This is a genomic window from Actinomycetospora chlora (assembly GCF_039542135.1).
Classification (GTDB): Bacteria; Actinomycetota; Actinomycetes; order Mycobacteriales; family Pseudonocardiaceae; genus Actinomycetospora; species Actinomycetospora chlora.
In genome coordinates this window covers 11,349-24,889 of the sequence record NZ_BAABHO010000015.1, presented here as the reverse complement: position 1 = coordinate 24,889, position 13,541 = coordinate 11,349, and the positions used below count along the sequence as shown (strand labels likewise).

The 13,541-nt window shown below is 76.8% G+C and carries 11 protein-coding genes; 7 read left to right on the top strand and 4 right to left on the bottom strand.

Translation table 11 applies throughout. The features are described from left to right. The first annotated feature begins 30 nt into the window (after window positions 1-30). The 3 genes from cbiE (at window position 31) to ABD994_RS11385 (ending at window position 2,760) form a co-directional block, all read left to right on the top strand. A complete protein-coding gene (gene cbiE, locus ABD994_RS11395) occupies window positions 31-1,230 on the top strand; it encodes a precorrin-6y C5,15-methyltransferase (decarboxylating) subunit CbiE (RefSeq protein WP_345414229.1) in 1,200 nt (399 codons plus the stop codon). Next, entirely contained in the window at window positions 1,227-1,970 is a 744-nt protein-coding gene (cobM, locus tag ABD994_RS11390) for a precorrin-4 C(11)-methyltransferase (RefSeq protein WP_345414227.1), read from the top strand. Before cbiE ends, cobM begins: the two co-directional genes overlap by 4 nt. A 79-nt stretch (window positions 1,971-2,049) precedes the next feature. Further along, window positions 2,050-2,760 (top strand): cobalt-precorrin-6A reductase, encoded by a 711-nt coding sequence (locus ABD994_RS11385; protein ID WP_345414225.1) that lies wholly within the window; start codon window positions 2,050-2,052, stop codon window positions 2,758-2,760. A 55-nt stretch (window positions 2,761-2,815) separates the two neighbouring features. On the opposite strand, the gene ABD994_RS11380 is transcribed toward ABD994_RS11385, so the two are convergent. Beyond that, on the bottom strand, window positions 2,816-5,596 hold the full coding sequence (locus ABD994_RS11380) for a DUF2232 domain-containing protein (protein ID WP_345414223.1): 2,781 nt from the start codon (window positions 5,594-5,596) through the stop codon (window positions 2,816-2,818). Between the two features lie 94 nt (window positions 5,597-5,690). Here ABD994_RS11380 and ABD994_RS11375 point away from each other — a divergent pair, with 94 nt between their 5' ends. Genes ABD994_RS11375 through ABD994_RS11365 form a run of 3 tightly spaced genes read left to right on the top strand, consistent with a single transcriptional unit; the run spans window position 5,691 to window position 6,641 of the window. Beyond that, window positions 5,691-6,047 carry a VOC family protein gene (locus ABD994_RS11375; protein ID WP_345414221.1) on the top strand — a complete coding sequence of 119 codons (357 nt, stop codon included), beginning with the start codon at window positions 5,691-5,693 and terminating at the stop codon, window positions 6,045-6,047. Further along, window positions 6,044-6,442, top strand: coding sequence for a hypothetical protein (locus tag ABD994_RS11370; protein WP_345414219.1), 399 nt, complete (start codon window positions 6,044-6,046; stop codon window positions 6,440-6,442). Before ABD994_RS11375 ends, ABD994_RS11370 begins: the two co-directional genes overlap by 4 nt. Before the next feature lie 13 nt (window positions 6,443-6,455). Continuing rightward, window positions 6,456-6,641: a hypothetical protein gene (locus tag ABD994_RS11365; RefSeq protein WP_345414217.1), complete on the top strand. Its 186-nt coding sequence runs from the start codon at window positions 6,456-6,458 to the stop codon at window positions 6,639-6,641. 1 nt (window position 6,642) lies between these two features. Here ABD994_RS11365 and ABD994_RS11360 read toward each other — a convergent pair whose 3' ends face one another. The 3 genes from ABD994_RS11360 to ABD994_RS11350 are packed head-to-tail and all read right to left on the bottom strand — an operon-like array spanning window position 6,643 to window position 9,880. Beyond that, on the bottom strand, window positions 6,643-8,130 hold the full coding sequence (locus ABD994_RS11360) for a precorrin-2 C(20)-methyltransferase (RefSeq protein WP_345414215.1): 1,488 nt from the start codon (window positions 8,128-8,130) through the stop codon (window positions 6,643-6,645). Continuing rightward, entirely contained in the window at window positions 8,127-8,786 is a 660-nt protein-coding gene (locus ABD994_RS11355; protein ID WP_345414213.1) for a precorrin-8X methylmutase, read from the bottom strand. Before ABD994_RS11355 ends, ABD994_RS11360 begins: the two co-directional genes overlap by 4 nt. Next, the gene (locus tag ABD994_RS11350) at window positions 8,783-9,880 is read right to left on the bottom strand and encodes a hypothetical protein (protein ID WP_345414211.1); all 1,098 of its coding nucleotides are present in this window, start codon (window positions 9,878-9,880) and stop codon (window positions 8,783-8,785) included. Before ABD994_RS11350 ends, ABD994_RS11355 begins: the two co-directional genes overlap by 4 nt. A 69-nt stretch (window positions 9,881-9,949) precedes the next feature. Here ABD994_RS11350 and cobN point away from each other — a divergent pair, with 69 nt between their 5' ends. Then, on the top strand, window positions 9,950-13,540 hold the full coding sequence (gene cobN / locus ABD994_RS11345; protein WP_345414209.1) for a cobaltochelatase subunit CobN: 3,591 nt from the start codon (window positions 9,950-9,952) through the stop codon (window positions 13,538-13,540). Window position 13,541: the final 1 nt, after the last annotated feature.

Here is a 13,541-nt window from a genome sequence, read left to right as displayed (position 1 = left end):
ACGCGCGGCCGGGCGTGATGGGGTGTCGCGGTGAGCGTGACGGTGGTCGGCGTCGGCGCCGACGGCTGGCCCGGGCTGGGCGAGCCGGCCCGGCGCGCGCTCGAGGCGGCCGACGTCGTCCTCGGCGCCCCGCGCCAGCTCGCGCTGCTGCCCGCGCTGCCCGCCGAGCACGTCACGTGGCCCACGCCGCTGGTGCCCGCGCTGCCGGGGCTGCTCGCCGAGCACGGCCGGCGCGCGCTGGTGGTGCTGGCCAGCGGCGACCCGACGTTCTACGGCATCGGCTCGCGGGTGCTCGCCCACGCGCCGGACGCGACGGTGCTGCCCGCGCCGTCGTCGGCCGCGCTGGCCTGCGCGCGGCTGGGGTGGGCGGCACAGGACGTCGACGTCCTCTCGACGGTGGGCCGCCCGCTCGAGGCCGTGCGCGCCGCGCTCGCCCCGCGGCGCCGGCTGCTGGTGCTCGTCCCGGACGGTGACGCGCCCGCGGCGCTGGCGGCCGCGCTCACGGCCTGGGGGTACGGCGACGCCGGCCTGAGCGTGCTCGCGTCGCTCGGCGCGCCGGGGGAGAGCCGCGCCGACGGGCGGGCCGCGACCTGGGACCACCCGCCCGGCGACCCCCTGGCCGTCGTCGCCGTCACCTGCCCCGACGCGCCCGGCGACCCGCTGCTCGGCCGCGCGCCCGGCCTGCCCGACGACGCCTACGACCACGACGGCCAGCTGACGAAGGCCGAGGTCAGGGCGCTGACGGTCGCGGCGCTGCGCCCGGCGCCGGGCGCGCTGCTCTGGGACGTCGGCGGCGGGGCGGGCAGCGTCGGCGTCGAGTGGATGCGCCACCACCCCGCGTGCCGGGCGGTCAGCGTCGAGGTGCGGGAGGACCGCGCGAAGCGCATCGCCGCCAACGCCGCGACCCTCGGGGTACCGGGGCTGCGGGTCGTCGTCGGGCGGGCGCCGGAGGCCCTCGACGGACTGGAGGCGCCCGACGCCGTGTTCGTCGGCGGGGGCGTGTCCACCCCCGGCCTGCTCGAGGGCGTGTGGGACGCGCTGCGTCCCGGCGGGCGGCTCGTCGTCAACACCGTCACCGTCGAGGGCGAGGCCGTCCTCGCCGCGTTCCGTGCTGCGCACGGGGGCGCGATGCGCCGGATCGGCGTCGAGCGCGTCGCACCGGTCGGGCGGTTCGGCGGCTGGCGTGCCCTCGCGTCCGTCACCCAGCTCATCCACCGGAGGGACCCGTGACCGTCCGCTTCGTCGGTGCCGGCCCCGGCGCCCCCGACCTCATCACCGTCCGCGGGCTGCGCGTGCTCGCGACCAGCCCCGTCTGCCTCTACGCCGGCTCCCTGGTGCCCGAGGAGCTGCTGGGGCAGTGCCCGCCGCACGCGCGGAAGATCGACACGGCGCGGATGACGCTCGACGAGATCACCGCGTCGCTGGTGGAGGCCCACGAGGCGGGCCAGGACGTCGCGCGCCTGTGCTCGGGCGACCCGGCGGTGTTCTCGGCGGTCGCCGAGCAGACCCGCCGCCTCGACAGCGCCGGCGTGCCCTGGGAGATCGTGCCCGGGGTGCCGGCGTTCGCCGCGGCGGCGGCCGCGCTGCGCACCGAGCTGACGGTGCCCGGCGTCGGGCAGTCGGTGGTGCTCACCCGCGACGCCGCCAACGCGACCCCGATGCCGGCGGGGGAGTCGCTCGACGTCTGGGCCGCGGCGGGCGGGACGCTCGTGCTGCACCTGGCGGTGCAGCGCTGCGCGGACGTGGTGGCGGCGTTGCTGCGGCACCGCTCGCCGTCCGAGCCCGTGGCCGTCGTCGCGCGGGCGTCCCGCGACGACGAGGTGGTGCTGCGCGGCACGCTCGCCGACATCGCCGCGCGGGTCGAGGAGGCGGGGGTGCGCCGGACGGCGGTGATCGTCGTCGGGCCGGTGGTCGGCGTCGCCGAGGGGGGCGAGTCGCACCTGTACTCCGCGGCGCGCGCCCGGCCGTGAGCGGGCCCGTGCCGAGCGAGGGGCACGCTCGTTCGGATAGACGGGCGGGGGGCGCCCCTCGCCGGATCGGCGCGGTGGCGTGACGCGCCGGGTGCTCGTGCTCGGCGGGACCGCCGAGGCACGGGAGCTGGCCACCGTGCTCGCCGACCGTGGCCACGCGGTGACGACCTCGCTCGCCGGCCGCACGCGCCACCCGCGGCTGCCGGCGGGCGAGGTCCGGACCGGCGGGTTCGGCGGCGTCGAGGGGCTGGCCGCGGCGCTGGGCGACGTCGACGTGCTCGTCGACGCGACCCACCCGTTCGCCGCGCGGATGACCGAGCACGCCGTGGCGGCCGCCGGCCGGGCCGGCGTGCCCCTGCTCGTGCTGCGCCGCCCGGGCTGGACCGCCGGGCCGGGCGACCGCTGGACCCGCGTGCCGTCGCTGGACGCCGCCGCCGCCGCGATCCCGGGCGGCGCCCGCGTGCTGCTCGCGACCGGGCGCCAGGGGGTCGGCGCGTTCGTCGAGGTCGACGCGTGGTTCCTCGTGCGCGCCATCGAGCCGCCCGACGTGCTGCCCCCGCGTGCCGAGCTCGTCCTCGCCCGCGGCCCGTTCGCCCTCGACGACGAGCGGGCGCTGCTCGACCGCCACGCGATCACGCTCGTCGTGGCCAAGGACTCCGGCGGGGCGACCGAGGCCAAGCTCGTCGCGGCCCGCGAGCGCGACCTGCCCGTGCTGCTCGTCGACCGCCCGCCCCTGCCCGAGGGCGTCGACGCCGTCGCGACCGTGGACGAGGTGCTCGCGCGCCTGTGATCGAAGTACCGATACGGACACTGAGTGTCCGCGACGGCACGTCGCTGACGGTCCCCTAGAACGCCAGCCCCACCGCGAGGAGCGCGGCGACGACGAGGAGGAGCACGAGGTCGCGGCGGCCCGGGCGCTGGTCGGGGCCGGCGATGGCGCCCAGGCCCCCGCGGGCGGTGATCGCCTCGCCGGTCTCGGCGGCACGGCGGGTGGCCATGGCGCAGGCGAGCATCGCGGTGCGCACGGCCTGGCGGACCTGCTCGCGCAGCGGCGTCATCGCCCGGCCCACGACGCGGCGCTGGCCCAGGAGCTGCCACGACGTGCGGCCCTCGGCGAGCAGCAGCGGCACCACGCGCAGCCCGAGCGCGATGGCCGTGGCGGGCGTCCGCAGCGGCACGCGCACCCGGGCGGCGAGCCGCACCAGACGCTCGAGCAGCGGCGGGAACGCCCCGAGCGGCGTCGTCGCGACCAGCAGGGCCGCGCCCAGGATCGACACGAGCGTGGTGCCCAGGAACAGCACGACGATCTGCAGCCCGCCCAGGCTCAGCTCGACGCCGCCGACGGTCACCAGCGGCGGGCGGACGCTGATCGTCGACAGCACGATCGCGGGCAGCCAGATCAGCAGCCAGCGCGGCGGGCGGGGGATCGCCCCGCGGGGCAGTCGGGCCGCGACCGCGCCGACGACGAGCACCGCGGCCGCGGCGCCCAGGGTCGGCCAGGTCGGGTCGATGAACAGCGCCAGCGCCGTGGCGATGAGCGCGGCGATCTTCGTGCCCGCCCACGCCCGGTGCAGCGGCGACGGGCCCGGCAGCGTCCGCACGGCCCCCGTCGCGCCCCGTCCCCGCCGCTCGGGCCCGGTGTCCTCCGCGGACGCCCCGACGTACCCGGGCGGCCCGTGCACCGTGCCGTCCTCGACGTGCAGCACGGCGTCGCCGAGGTCGGCGACCGGCGCGGTGTCGTGGGTGACGACCACCAGCGTCGTCCCCGCGGCCCGCGCCGCGGCCAGGGCGTCGTGCACGGCGCGGGCGGCCTCGGCGTCCAGGCCCGCGAGCGGCTCGTCGAGCACCAGCACCCGCGGCCCGGCGCCGAGCAGCCCCGCGAGCAGTACCCGGCGCTGCTCGCCGCCGGAGAGCTCGTCGACGTTGCGGTCGCGGTAGACGGCCGGGGTGAGGCCCAGTGCGGCGAGGGTGGTGTCGGCGGTGCGCGGCCCGACGCCCGCGGCGTCCTCGACCTCCTCGCCGACGGTCGGGCGCAGGAGCGCGGGCCGGGCGTGCTGGACCGCGAGCAGCGCGCCGTCGCGCCCGTTGCGCAGCGGGGCGCCGTCGAGCGTGGCGGTGCCGCGGGCCGGGGTGGTGAGCCCGGCGAGCACCCACGCGAGGCTGGTCTTGCCGGCGCCGTTGGGACCGGTCACGAGCACCGTGCGCCCGGCCGGGATGCGCAGGTCCACCCCGGCGAGCACCGGGCGGCGCCACGGCGTGCCGGCGTCGTGGACGACGTCCACCCCGCGCAGTCGCAGCGCGCCGCCGGCCGGCGGGCGGGGCGGCCCCCACGGGACGCCGGGCGCGGGCGGCGGGGCCGGCGTCCCGGGCAGGGCGAGGACGTCGTCGGCGGTGCCCGGGTCGTGGTGGGTGATGTGCAGGACCGCGACGCGCTCGGCGCGGGTGAGGCTGCGCAGCAGGTCGGTGACCTCGGTGCGGCCCTCCGGGTCGAGCATCGCGGTGCTCTCGTCGCTGACGACCACCGCGGGCCGGCGCGCGAGCAGCGCGGCCACCGCGAGGCGCTGCAGCTCGCCGCCCGACAGCGTCGCGGTCTCGCGGTCGCCGGCGCCGGCGAGGCCGACGCGCGCGAGCAGCTCGTCCACCGGTACCGGGTGGCCCGACGGCAGCCCCCAGCGCAGGTCGTCCGCGACGCGGACGCCGAGCACCTGGCTGTCGGGGCGCTGGAACACCATCCCCGTCCCGCCCACGACGCCGAGCCCCGCGTCGCCGGGGCGCTCGACCGTCCCCGCCGGCGGCTCCCGGCCCGCGACGACCCGCCCGAGCGTCGACTTCCCGGCCCCGTTCGGGCCGGTCACGACCACGAACCGCCCGGCGTCGAGGTCGAGGTCCACGGGCGCCCCGGAGGGCATCGTGACGCCGCGCAGGTGCAGCGGCAGCGGGGCGACGTCGGCGCCGGGGCGTGCGGCGGGCAGGCGGCCGGCGAGGTCGGTGGGCAGCAGCCGGCGCACCGCACGCAGGGGCCCGCGCAGCACGAGCGCGGCGAGCGCGACGCCGATCAGCGAGCTGACCGCGGCCAGGGCCGGCAGCGTGACCCACCAGTAGTCGGTGATCGCGCCGACCACCCGGTCACCCCCGGCCGCCACCCCGGGCGCGGCACCGCGCAGCAGGCGGGCCATCCCGCCCCACGACGTCCGCAGCTGGTCGAGCACGAGCTCGCGGTAGTCGGCGAACAGCGACAGCAGCACCACGCCGACCAGTGACGTCGGCAGCGCCAGGGTGACCACGCCGGTCAGCGCGCTGCGGACCGTCGACCAGCCCCGCCGCGTCGCCACGCCGAGCAGCCAGCCGAGCGAGGCCGCCGAGCCCGCCGTGGTGGCCGGCCCGGCGCCGCCGACGAGGAAGGCCACCACCACCGCGACGAGCAGCCCGATCGGCGCGACCCGTCCGGGGCGCCGCGACGCGAGCACGGCCAGCGGGAACGCGGCGATGACCACGCCGAGCGGGCCGATGGGGAAGAGGCGGGTCAGCACGCACACGACGGCGACGAGGTCGCCGAGGGCGGCGGCCTCGGCGAGCTCGACCGCGTCGAGGGGCCGGCGCGGAGGCGACCGGCGGAAACGCCGCACGCGTCGAGTATCCGTCACGAACCATCCGTGCGTTGACGCTGACGAAAGCAATCGCTAACGTTAGCAACGAACCACACACCACCAGGAGGTCGGAATGGGTCAGCCGGTCGCGTTCTTCGAGATCACCAGTACCGCGCCGGAGAAGGTCCGGGCGTTCTACACCGGGCTGTTCGGCTGGTCGGCGGAGCCCGACCCGGCGATGGACGGCTACGCGATGGTCGACACCGGCGCCGGGCCGGACGCCATCGGCGGGGGCATCGGGCCGTCGCAGGCGCCGGGCGACACCGGCGTGAAGATCTACGTGCGGGTCGACGACCTCGAGAAGGAGCTGGCCCGGGCGGGCGAGCTCGGCGCCCCCACCCTCGCGCCCCCGATGGACCTGCCCGAGGGCTACGGGCGCATCGCCGTCGTCGCCGACCCCGACGGGAACCCCGTCGGGCTCTGGGCATGATCCGCGAGCGCCGCGCCCTCACGCTGCTGTGGGGCGCGGCGCTCGACCACGCCCGCCGTCTCGTCCCCACCGTGCCCACCACCGCCGTCCCCCGAGGAGCCCCCGTGAGCCGCGTCCTGTTCCAGGTCGTCCACTACCCGAAGCCCGAGTACCGCGACGACATGCTCGCGGCCATGAACACCATCCGCGAGACGTCGGCGCGCATCGCCGGGCTCGACGAGATCGGGGCGTTCGAGGAGCCCGACCGCTCGCGCATCGTCGCGATCTCGGTGTGGGCGTCGCCCGAGGCTCTGCAGACCGGCGCCGCCGAGCTCTTCGCCTCGATCGCCGACCTCCCCTTCGACGTGTGGGAGACGCGCCCGTCGGAAGCCGCGACGCTGACCCAGGTGGCCTGAGACCCTCATCCGTGTGAGCGACGGTGACGCGCGCTGGCTCTGCCTCGGCGGGCTGCAGCACAGCTGGGTCGTGACGGGCTGGGACACGCGCAACGAGTCCATGTCGGCCTACGAGCTGTTCTGCGCGACCTGCGGACGGCTGGTCGGGCGCGGGGAGGACGAGCAGACCTGGAGCTGGGTCCCGCTCGACACCGACTGAGCTAGCCGTGCCGCCGCGGCGTGTAGACGGTGCCGGCGGCGGGCCAGCGCGTGCTCGACGACCCGACGATGAGCAGCGTGCGCATGTCGACCTCGCCGGGGTCGAGGTCGGCCAGGCGCACGATGCGCACCGACTCCTCGGGCCCGTCCACGTCGCGCCCGACCACCACCGGCGTCGACGGGTCGCGGTACTTGAGCAGCACCTCGCGGGCCGCCTCGACCTGCCAGGTCCGCGACCGCGAGCCCGGGTTGTAGAGGGCGAGCGCCATGTCGGCGTCGGCCACCGCGGCCAGGCGGCGCTCGACGACGTCCCACGGCTTGAGGCGGTCGGACAGCGAGATCATCGCGTAGTCGTGGCCCAGCGGGGCGCCGACGCGGGCCGCGACGGCCTGGGCCGCCGACACCCCGGGCACGACCCGCACCGGGACGTCCTCGTAGCCGTCCGCGGCCACCTCGACGACGGCCGAGGCCATGGCGAACACCCCGGGGTCGCCGGACGACACGACGGCCACCCGCCGCCCGCCGCGGGCCAGGTCGAGCGCGAAGGCGGCGCGCTCGGACTCGACCTTGTTGTCCGAGGGGTGCACGCGCTGGCGGGGATTGGGCGGGACCCGGGCGGTGTAGGTCGCGTAGCCGACGACGTCGTCGGCCACCGCGAGCGCGGCGGCGGCCTCGGGGGTCAGCCGGTCGCGGGCGCCGGGGCCGAGCCCGACGACGACCACCTCGCCCGGGTGTCCGTCCAGGGCCGCGGCGGTCTCCGCGCGGGCGGTCGGGGTGGTGTCGGCGTGCACCCGCGACGGCACGACGCCGACCGAGAAGTAGGGCACCTCGGCCGGGTCGACGTCGGCGAGCGGCGCGAGGCGCTCGCGGTCGGTGGAGGCCCGCTCGACGTAGAAGGCCTCGTCGAGGCGCCCCGACGTCGCGAGCGCGGCGCGCACGCCGGTGAACGTGCGCCCGAGCTTCATCACCGCGGCGGCGTCGGTGTCGGCGAGGCGCGCGGCGAGCTCGTCGGGCGGCAGGGTGCCGGGCAGCACCGTCAGCACCTCGTCGCGCTCCACCAGCGGGCGGCCCAGCGCCGCCGCGGCGGCCGCCACCGACGTCACGCCGGGCACCACCTCGGTGGGGTAGCGGTCGGCGAGGCGCTTGTGGAGGTGCATGTACGAGCCGTAGAAGAACGGGTCGCCCTCGGCGACAACCACGACGTCGCGCCCGGCGTCGAGGTGCGCCGCGAGGCGGGCGGCGGCCTCGGCGTAGAACGCGTCGAGGGTGCCCTGGTAGTCGGCCGTGTCCTCGGTGGTCACGGGGTAGGTCAGCTGCTCCTCGACCTGCGTGCCGAGGTAGCGCGCCACGATCGCGCGGGCGTTCGAGCGCCCGTGGCGCGCGCAGTGGTAGGCGACCACGTCGGCGTCGCGCACGAGGTCGACGGCGCGGACGGTCATCAGCGACGGGTCGCCGGGGCCGACGCCGACGCCGTAGAGGGTGCCGGTCATGCCGTGCAACCCAGCGCCAGCGCGTTGACCGCCCCCACCGTCATCGCCGAGCCGCCCCGCCGGCCGTGCACGACGACGTGCTCCAGGTCGGCCGGGTGGCCCACCAGCGCCGCCTTGGACTCCATGGCCCCGACGAACCCGACCGGCAGCCCGAGCACGACCGCCGGTCGGGGCGCGCCCTCCTCGATCATCTCCAGCAGCCGGAAGAGCGCGGTCGGGGCGTTGCCGATCGCCACCACCGCGCCGTCGAGGTGCTCGCGCCAGAGCTCCATCGCCGCCGCGCTGCGCGTGGTGCCGAGGGTGGCGGCGAGGTCGGGCACCTGGGGGTCGTGCAGCGTGCAGAGCACCTCGTTGCCCGCGGGCAGGAAGCGGCGGGTGATGCCGCTGGCGACCATCATGGCGTCGCAGAGCACCGGGGCGCCGCCGCGCAGGGCGGCGGTCGCCGCGGCGACGGCGCCGGGGGAGACCACGGTGTCGTCGGCGAGGTCGACCATCCCGCACGAGTGGATCATGCGGACGACGACGTCGTGGGCGTCGGCGGGCAGGTGCGCGAGGTCGGCCTCGGCGCGGATGATCGCGAACGAGCGGCGGTAGATCTCGGGCCCGTCGGCGACGTAGGCCGGGACGGACGATCTCTCGGTGGGACCCGCGCTCACCGGCTCACCCTCCCTGCTCGGACGACAGTCCGGTAGGTGCCCGACGGCGTGCCCTCGACCACGGCCACCGGCCCGGCCGGCGTCCCGCAGGCCCGCGAACAGCCCACCCAGTGGGCCGGGAGCAGGCCGCCGGCGCGGCCGGTGGCGACGGCCCGGGCCAGGTCGCCGCGCACGTCGGTGTGGGACCTCGCGCAGCGCGGCGCGCCCACGCACGCCGAGAGCGTCGACCACCGCGAGCGACCGGTCTCGACGAGCCCGTCGAGGCGCGCGACGGCGTCGGCGGGAGCGTCGCGCAGCACGACCGTGCGCCACGGCGTCGCCCGCAGCACGGCGCCCTCGTCGGCGAGGTCGGCGAGCACCCCGGCGGCTTTCGCCCCGACCTCCCCGAGCCGCGGCAGCACCTCGAGGGCCTCCGGCCTCGTGAGAGGTTCGGGTCGTTCGGACGACCCGAACCTCTCACCTGGCCGCAGGCCCTCGAGGACCCGGTCGGCGCCGACCTCGGCGACGCGCCAGGCGTCGCCGCGCACCGCGAGGAAGGCCTCGACGGCGGCGAGGGCGAGGGCGGCGGGGTCGCCGGTGACGTCGGTGGGGGTGCCGGCGAGGTGGAGGGTGCCGCCGAGGACGACGGTGACGTCCGCGTCGAGACCCAGGACGTCGCCCGAGCCGTCGTCGACGGCCACCAGCAGCCGGCCGGGGACGTCGGTGCGGCCGCGCAGGGCGTCGGCGATCACCCGGGCCGGGGCGTCGGCCGCCGGCGTGCGGGGCGAGGCCACCACGCTGCAGGGGACGTCGCGGCCCTGCGCGTCGAGCAGCGGCGCCTCGCCGCCCACCCCGCTCAGGGCGACGGCGAGATCGTCGGCACCCTGGTCGGAGAGCCCCCGGACCTGCCAGGATCCCCGCGAGGTCAGCTCGAGCGGTGCGTTCCCGGCGGCGCCCGCCAGCAGGCGCAGCTCGGCCGCCGCGACCGCTCCACCGACGGGGCGGAACCGGGCGAGCGCCCCGTCGGCCGCCGCGTGCCGGCGCCACGCCCCGGGACACGCGTCCGCACGGTCACGGACGGCTCCGGCACCATCACGTCGTCGGGGAGCGGGCATCCGTGACACAGTAGCGACGTCTCGTCCTCAACATCTATCTAGGTGTTCAGATTTCGGCCTGGAGGCCAGGTGCTCCTGCTGCTCTCGACCTCGGACACCGACCTGCGCTCGGCGCGGGCCAGCGCACCGGGTCAGGAGGGGGCGTGGCGCTGGGCCAACCCGTCCCGCGTCGCGGTCGGCGAGGAGCTCGACGCCCTGCTCGAGGGCACGGACCTCGTCGTCGTGCGCCTGCTCGGCGGCCGCCAGGCGTGGGAGGACGGGCTGGACGCGCTGCTCGCGCCGTCCCAGCCGCGCCCCGTCGTCGTGCTCGGCGGGGAGCAGAGCCCCGACGCGCAGCTCATGGAGTCGTCGACGGTGCCGGTCGGCGTCGCCACGCAGGCGCACCTCTACCTGGCCCAGGGCGGTCCGGGAAACCTCGCGCAGCTCCACCACTTCCTCTCCGACACCGTCCTGCTCACCGGGCACGGCTTCGACCCGCCGGCCGAGATGCCGAGCTGGGGGCGCCTCGAGGGCTGGGACGCGGTCGGCGAGGGCCCCCGCGTCGCCGTCGTCTACTACCGCGCGCACCACATGGCCGGGAACACCGCGTTCGTCGACGCCCTGTGCCGGGCCGTCGTCGACGCCGGCGGGGTGCCCGAGCCCGTCTTCTGCTCGTCGCTGCGCAGCCCCGACGACGAGCTGGTCGCGGTCCTGCGCAACGCCGACGTGCTCGTCACCACCGTGCTGGCCGCCGGCGGGTCGCGCCCCGCGGCCGCGAGCGCGGGCGAGGACGACGAGAGCTGGGACACCGGCGCCCTGGCCGCGCTCGACGTGCCGATCCTGCAGGCGCTGTGCCTGACGCGGACCCGCGACGAGTGGTTCTCCGACGACGACGGCGTCAGCCCCCTCGACGCCGCCAACCAGGTCGCCGTCCCCGAGTTCGACGGCCGGATCATCACCGTGCCGTTCTCCTTCAAGGAGACCGACGCCGACGGCCTGCCCGTCTACGTCGCCGACCCCGAGCGGGCCGCGAGGGTGGCCGGGCTCGCGGTGTCGCACGGCCGGCTGCGCCACGTCCCGGACGCCGAGAAGAAGATCGCCCTCGTCCTCTCCGCCTACCCGACCAAGCACGCCCGCATCGGCAACGCCGTCGGGCTGGACACGCCGGCGTCAGTGGTCCGCCTGCTGGCCGCGATGCGCGACGCGGGCTACGCGATCGGCGACGTCCCGGGCCTCGCCGAGCAGGACGGCGACCTGCTCATCCGCGCCCTCATCGACGCCGGCGGCTACGACCAGGACTGGCTCACCGAGGAGCAGCTCGCCGCCAACCCCGCGCGCGTGCCGGTCGACGAGTACACGCGGTGGTTCGCCACGCTGCCCGACGACTTCCGCGCGGGCGTCGAGGAGCACTGGGGGGCCGCCCCGGGCGCGATGTTCGTCCACGACGGCGCGATCACCGTCGCGGCCCTGCAGCGCGACAACGTCGTCGTGATGATGCAGCCGCCGCGCGGCTTCGGCGAGAACCCGATCGCGATCTACCACGACCCCGACCTGCCGCCGAGCCACCACTACCTCGCGGCCTACCGGTGGCTGCAGTCGACCTTCGGCGCGCACGCGCTCGTGCACGTCGGCAAGCACGGCAACCTCGAGTGGCTGCCGGGCAAGACGGCAGCGCTGTCCGCGTCCTGCGCGCCCGACCCGATCCTCGGCGACCTGCCGCTGGTCTACCCGTTCCTCGTCAACGACCCGGGCGAGGGCACGCAGGCCAAGCGCCGGGCGCACGCCACGCTCGTCGACCACCTCGTCCCGCCGATGGCGCGCGCCGAGTCCTACGGCGACCTCGCACGGCTCGAGCAGCTCCTCGACGAGTACGCGTCGATCCAGGCCATGGACCCCGGCAAGATCACCGCGATCCGCGGCCAGATCTGGCAGCTCATCCAGGCCGCGAAGCTCGACAGCGACCTCGGCGTCTCCGACCAGCCCGACGACGAGCGCTTCGACGACTTCGTCATGCACCTCGACGGCTGGCTCTGCGAGATCAAGGACGCCCAGATCCGCGACGGCCTGCACGTGCTCGGGCAGGCGCCGGCCGGGCAGGAGCGCGTCGACATGGTGCTCGCGGTGCTGCGCGCCCGGCAGCTGTGGTCGGGCACGCACTCGCTGCCCGGGCTCCGCGAGGCGCTGGGCATGGCCGAGGACGGGACGACGTCGCGCAGCGACACCGACGCGTTCGAGGAGACCGCGCACTCGCTGGTGCTCGGGATGGAGAAGCGGGCCTGGGCGGTCCCGGACGCGCCGGACGTGACGCTCGAGGTCCTGGGCCGCCAGGACCCGACCGTCACCGACATCCTGACCTTCGCCGCGGCCGAGGTCGTGCCCCGCCTCGACGGGACGACCGCCGAGATCACGGGCGTCCTGCACGCCCTCGACGGCGGCCACGTGAAGGCCGGCCCGAGCGGGTCGCCGCTGCGCGGCCTGGTCAACGTCCTGCCGACCGGGCGGAACTTCTACTCGATCGACCCGCGCGCGGTGCCGTCGCGGCTGGCCTGGGAGACCGGCCAGATGCTCGCCGACTCCCTGCTGGAGCGCTACCGCGCCGACCACGACGGCGAGTGGCCGACGTCGGTGGGCCTGTCGCTGTGGGGCACCGCGGCGATGCGGACCTCGGGCGACGACGTCGCCGAGGCGCTGGCGCTCATGGGCGTGCGGCCGGTGTGGGACGAGGCGTCGCGGCGGGTGACGGGGCTCGAGGTGGTGCCGTCCGACGAGCTCGGGCGGCCGCGCGTCGACGTCGTGCTCCGGATCTCCGGCTTCTTCCGTGACGCGTTCCCGCACGTCGTGGCCACGATGGACGACGCGGTGCAGCTCGTGGCGTCCCTCGAGGACGAGGCCGACGAGGACAACTTCGTCGCCGCCCACGCGCGGGCGGACGCGGCGTCGGGATCGTCGTGGGAAGCCGCGACGACGCGCATCTTCGGCTCGCCCCCCGGGGCCTACGGCGCGGGGCTGCTGCAGGCGATGGACTCGCGCGACTGGCGCGGCGACGCCGACCTCGCCGAGATCTACACGACGTGGGGCGGGCACGCGTACGGGCGCGGGCGCCAGGGCGAGTCGGCGGTCGACGAGATGCGGGCGGCCTACCGGCGGATCGCGGTGGCGGCCAAGAACATCGACACCCGCGAGCACGACATCGCCGACTCCGACGACTACTACCAGTACCACGGCGGCATGATCGCCACGGTCCGCGCGCTGACGGGGGCGGCGCCGGCGGCCTACGTCGGCGACTCGACGCGACCGGAGAACGTGAAGACCCGCTCGCTGATCGAGGAGACGGCGCGGGTGTTCCGCAGCCGTGTCGTCAACCCGCGGTGGATGGCCGCGATGCGCCGCCACGGCTACAAGGGTGCGTTCGAGATGGCCGCGACCGTCGACTACCTCTTCGGCTGGGACGCCACGGCCGGCACGGTCAGCGACTGGATGTACGGCTCGCTGACCGAGAACTACGTCCTCGACCAGGAGAACCGGCAGTTCCTGCGCGACGCCAACCCGTGGGCCCTGCACGGCATGGCCGAGCGCCTGCTCGAGGCCGTCGACCGCGGCCTCTGGGCCGAGCCCGACCCGGCGATGGTCCAGCAGCTCCGCGACGCCTTCCTCGAGGCCGAGGGCGACGCGGAGGGCTGAC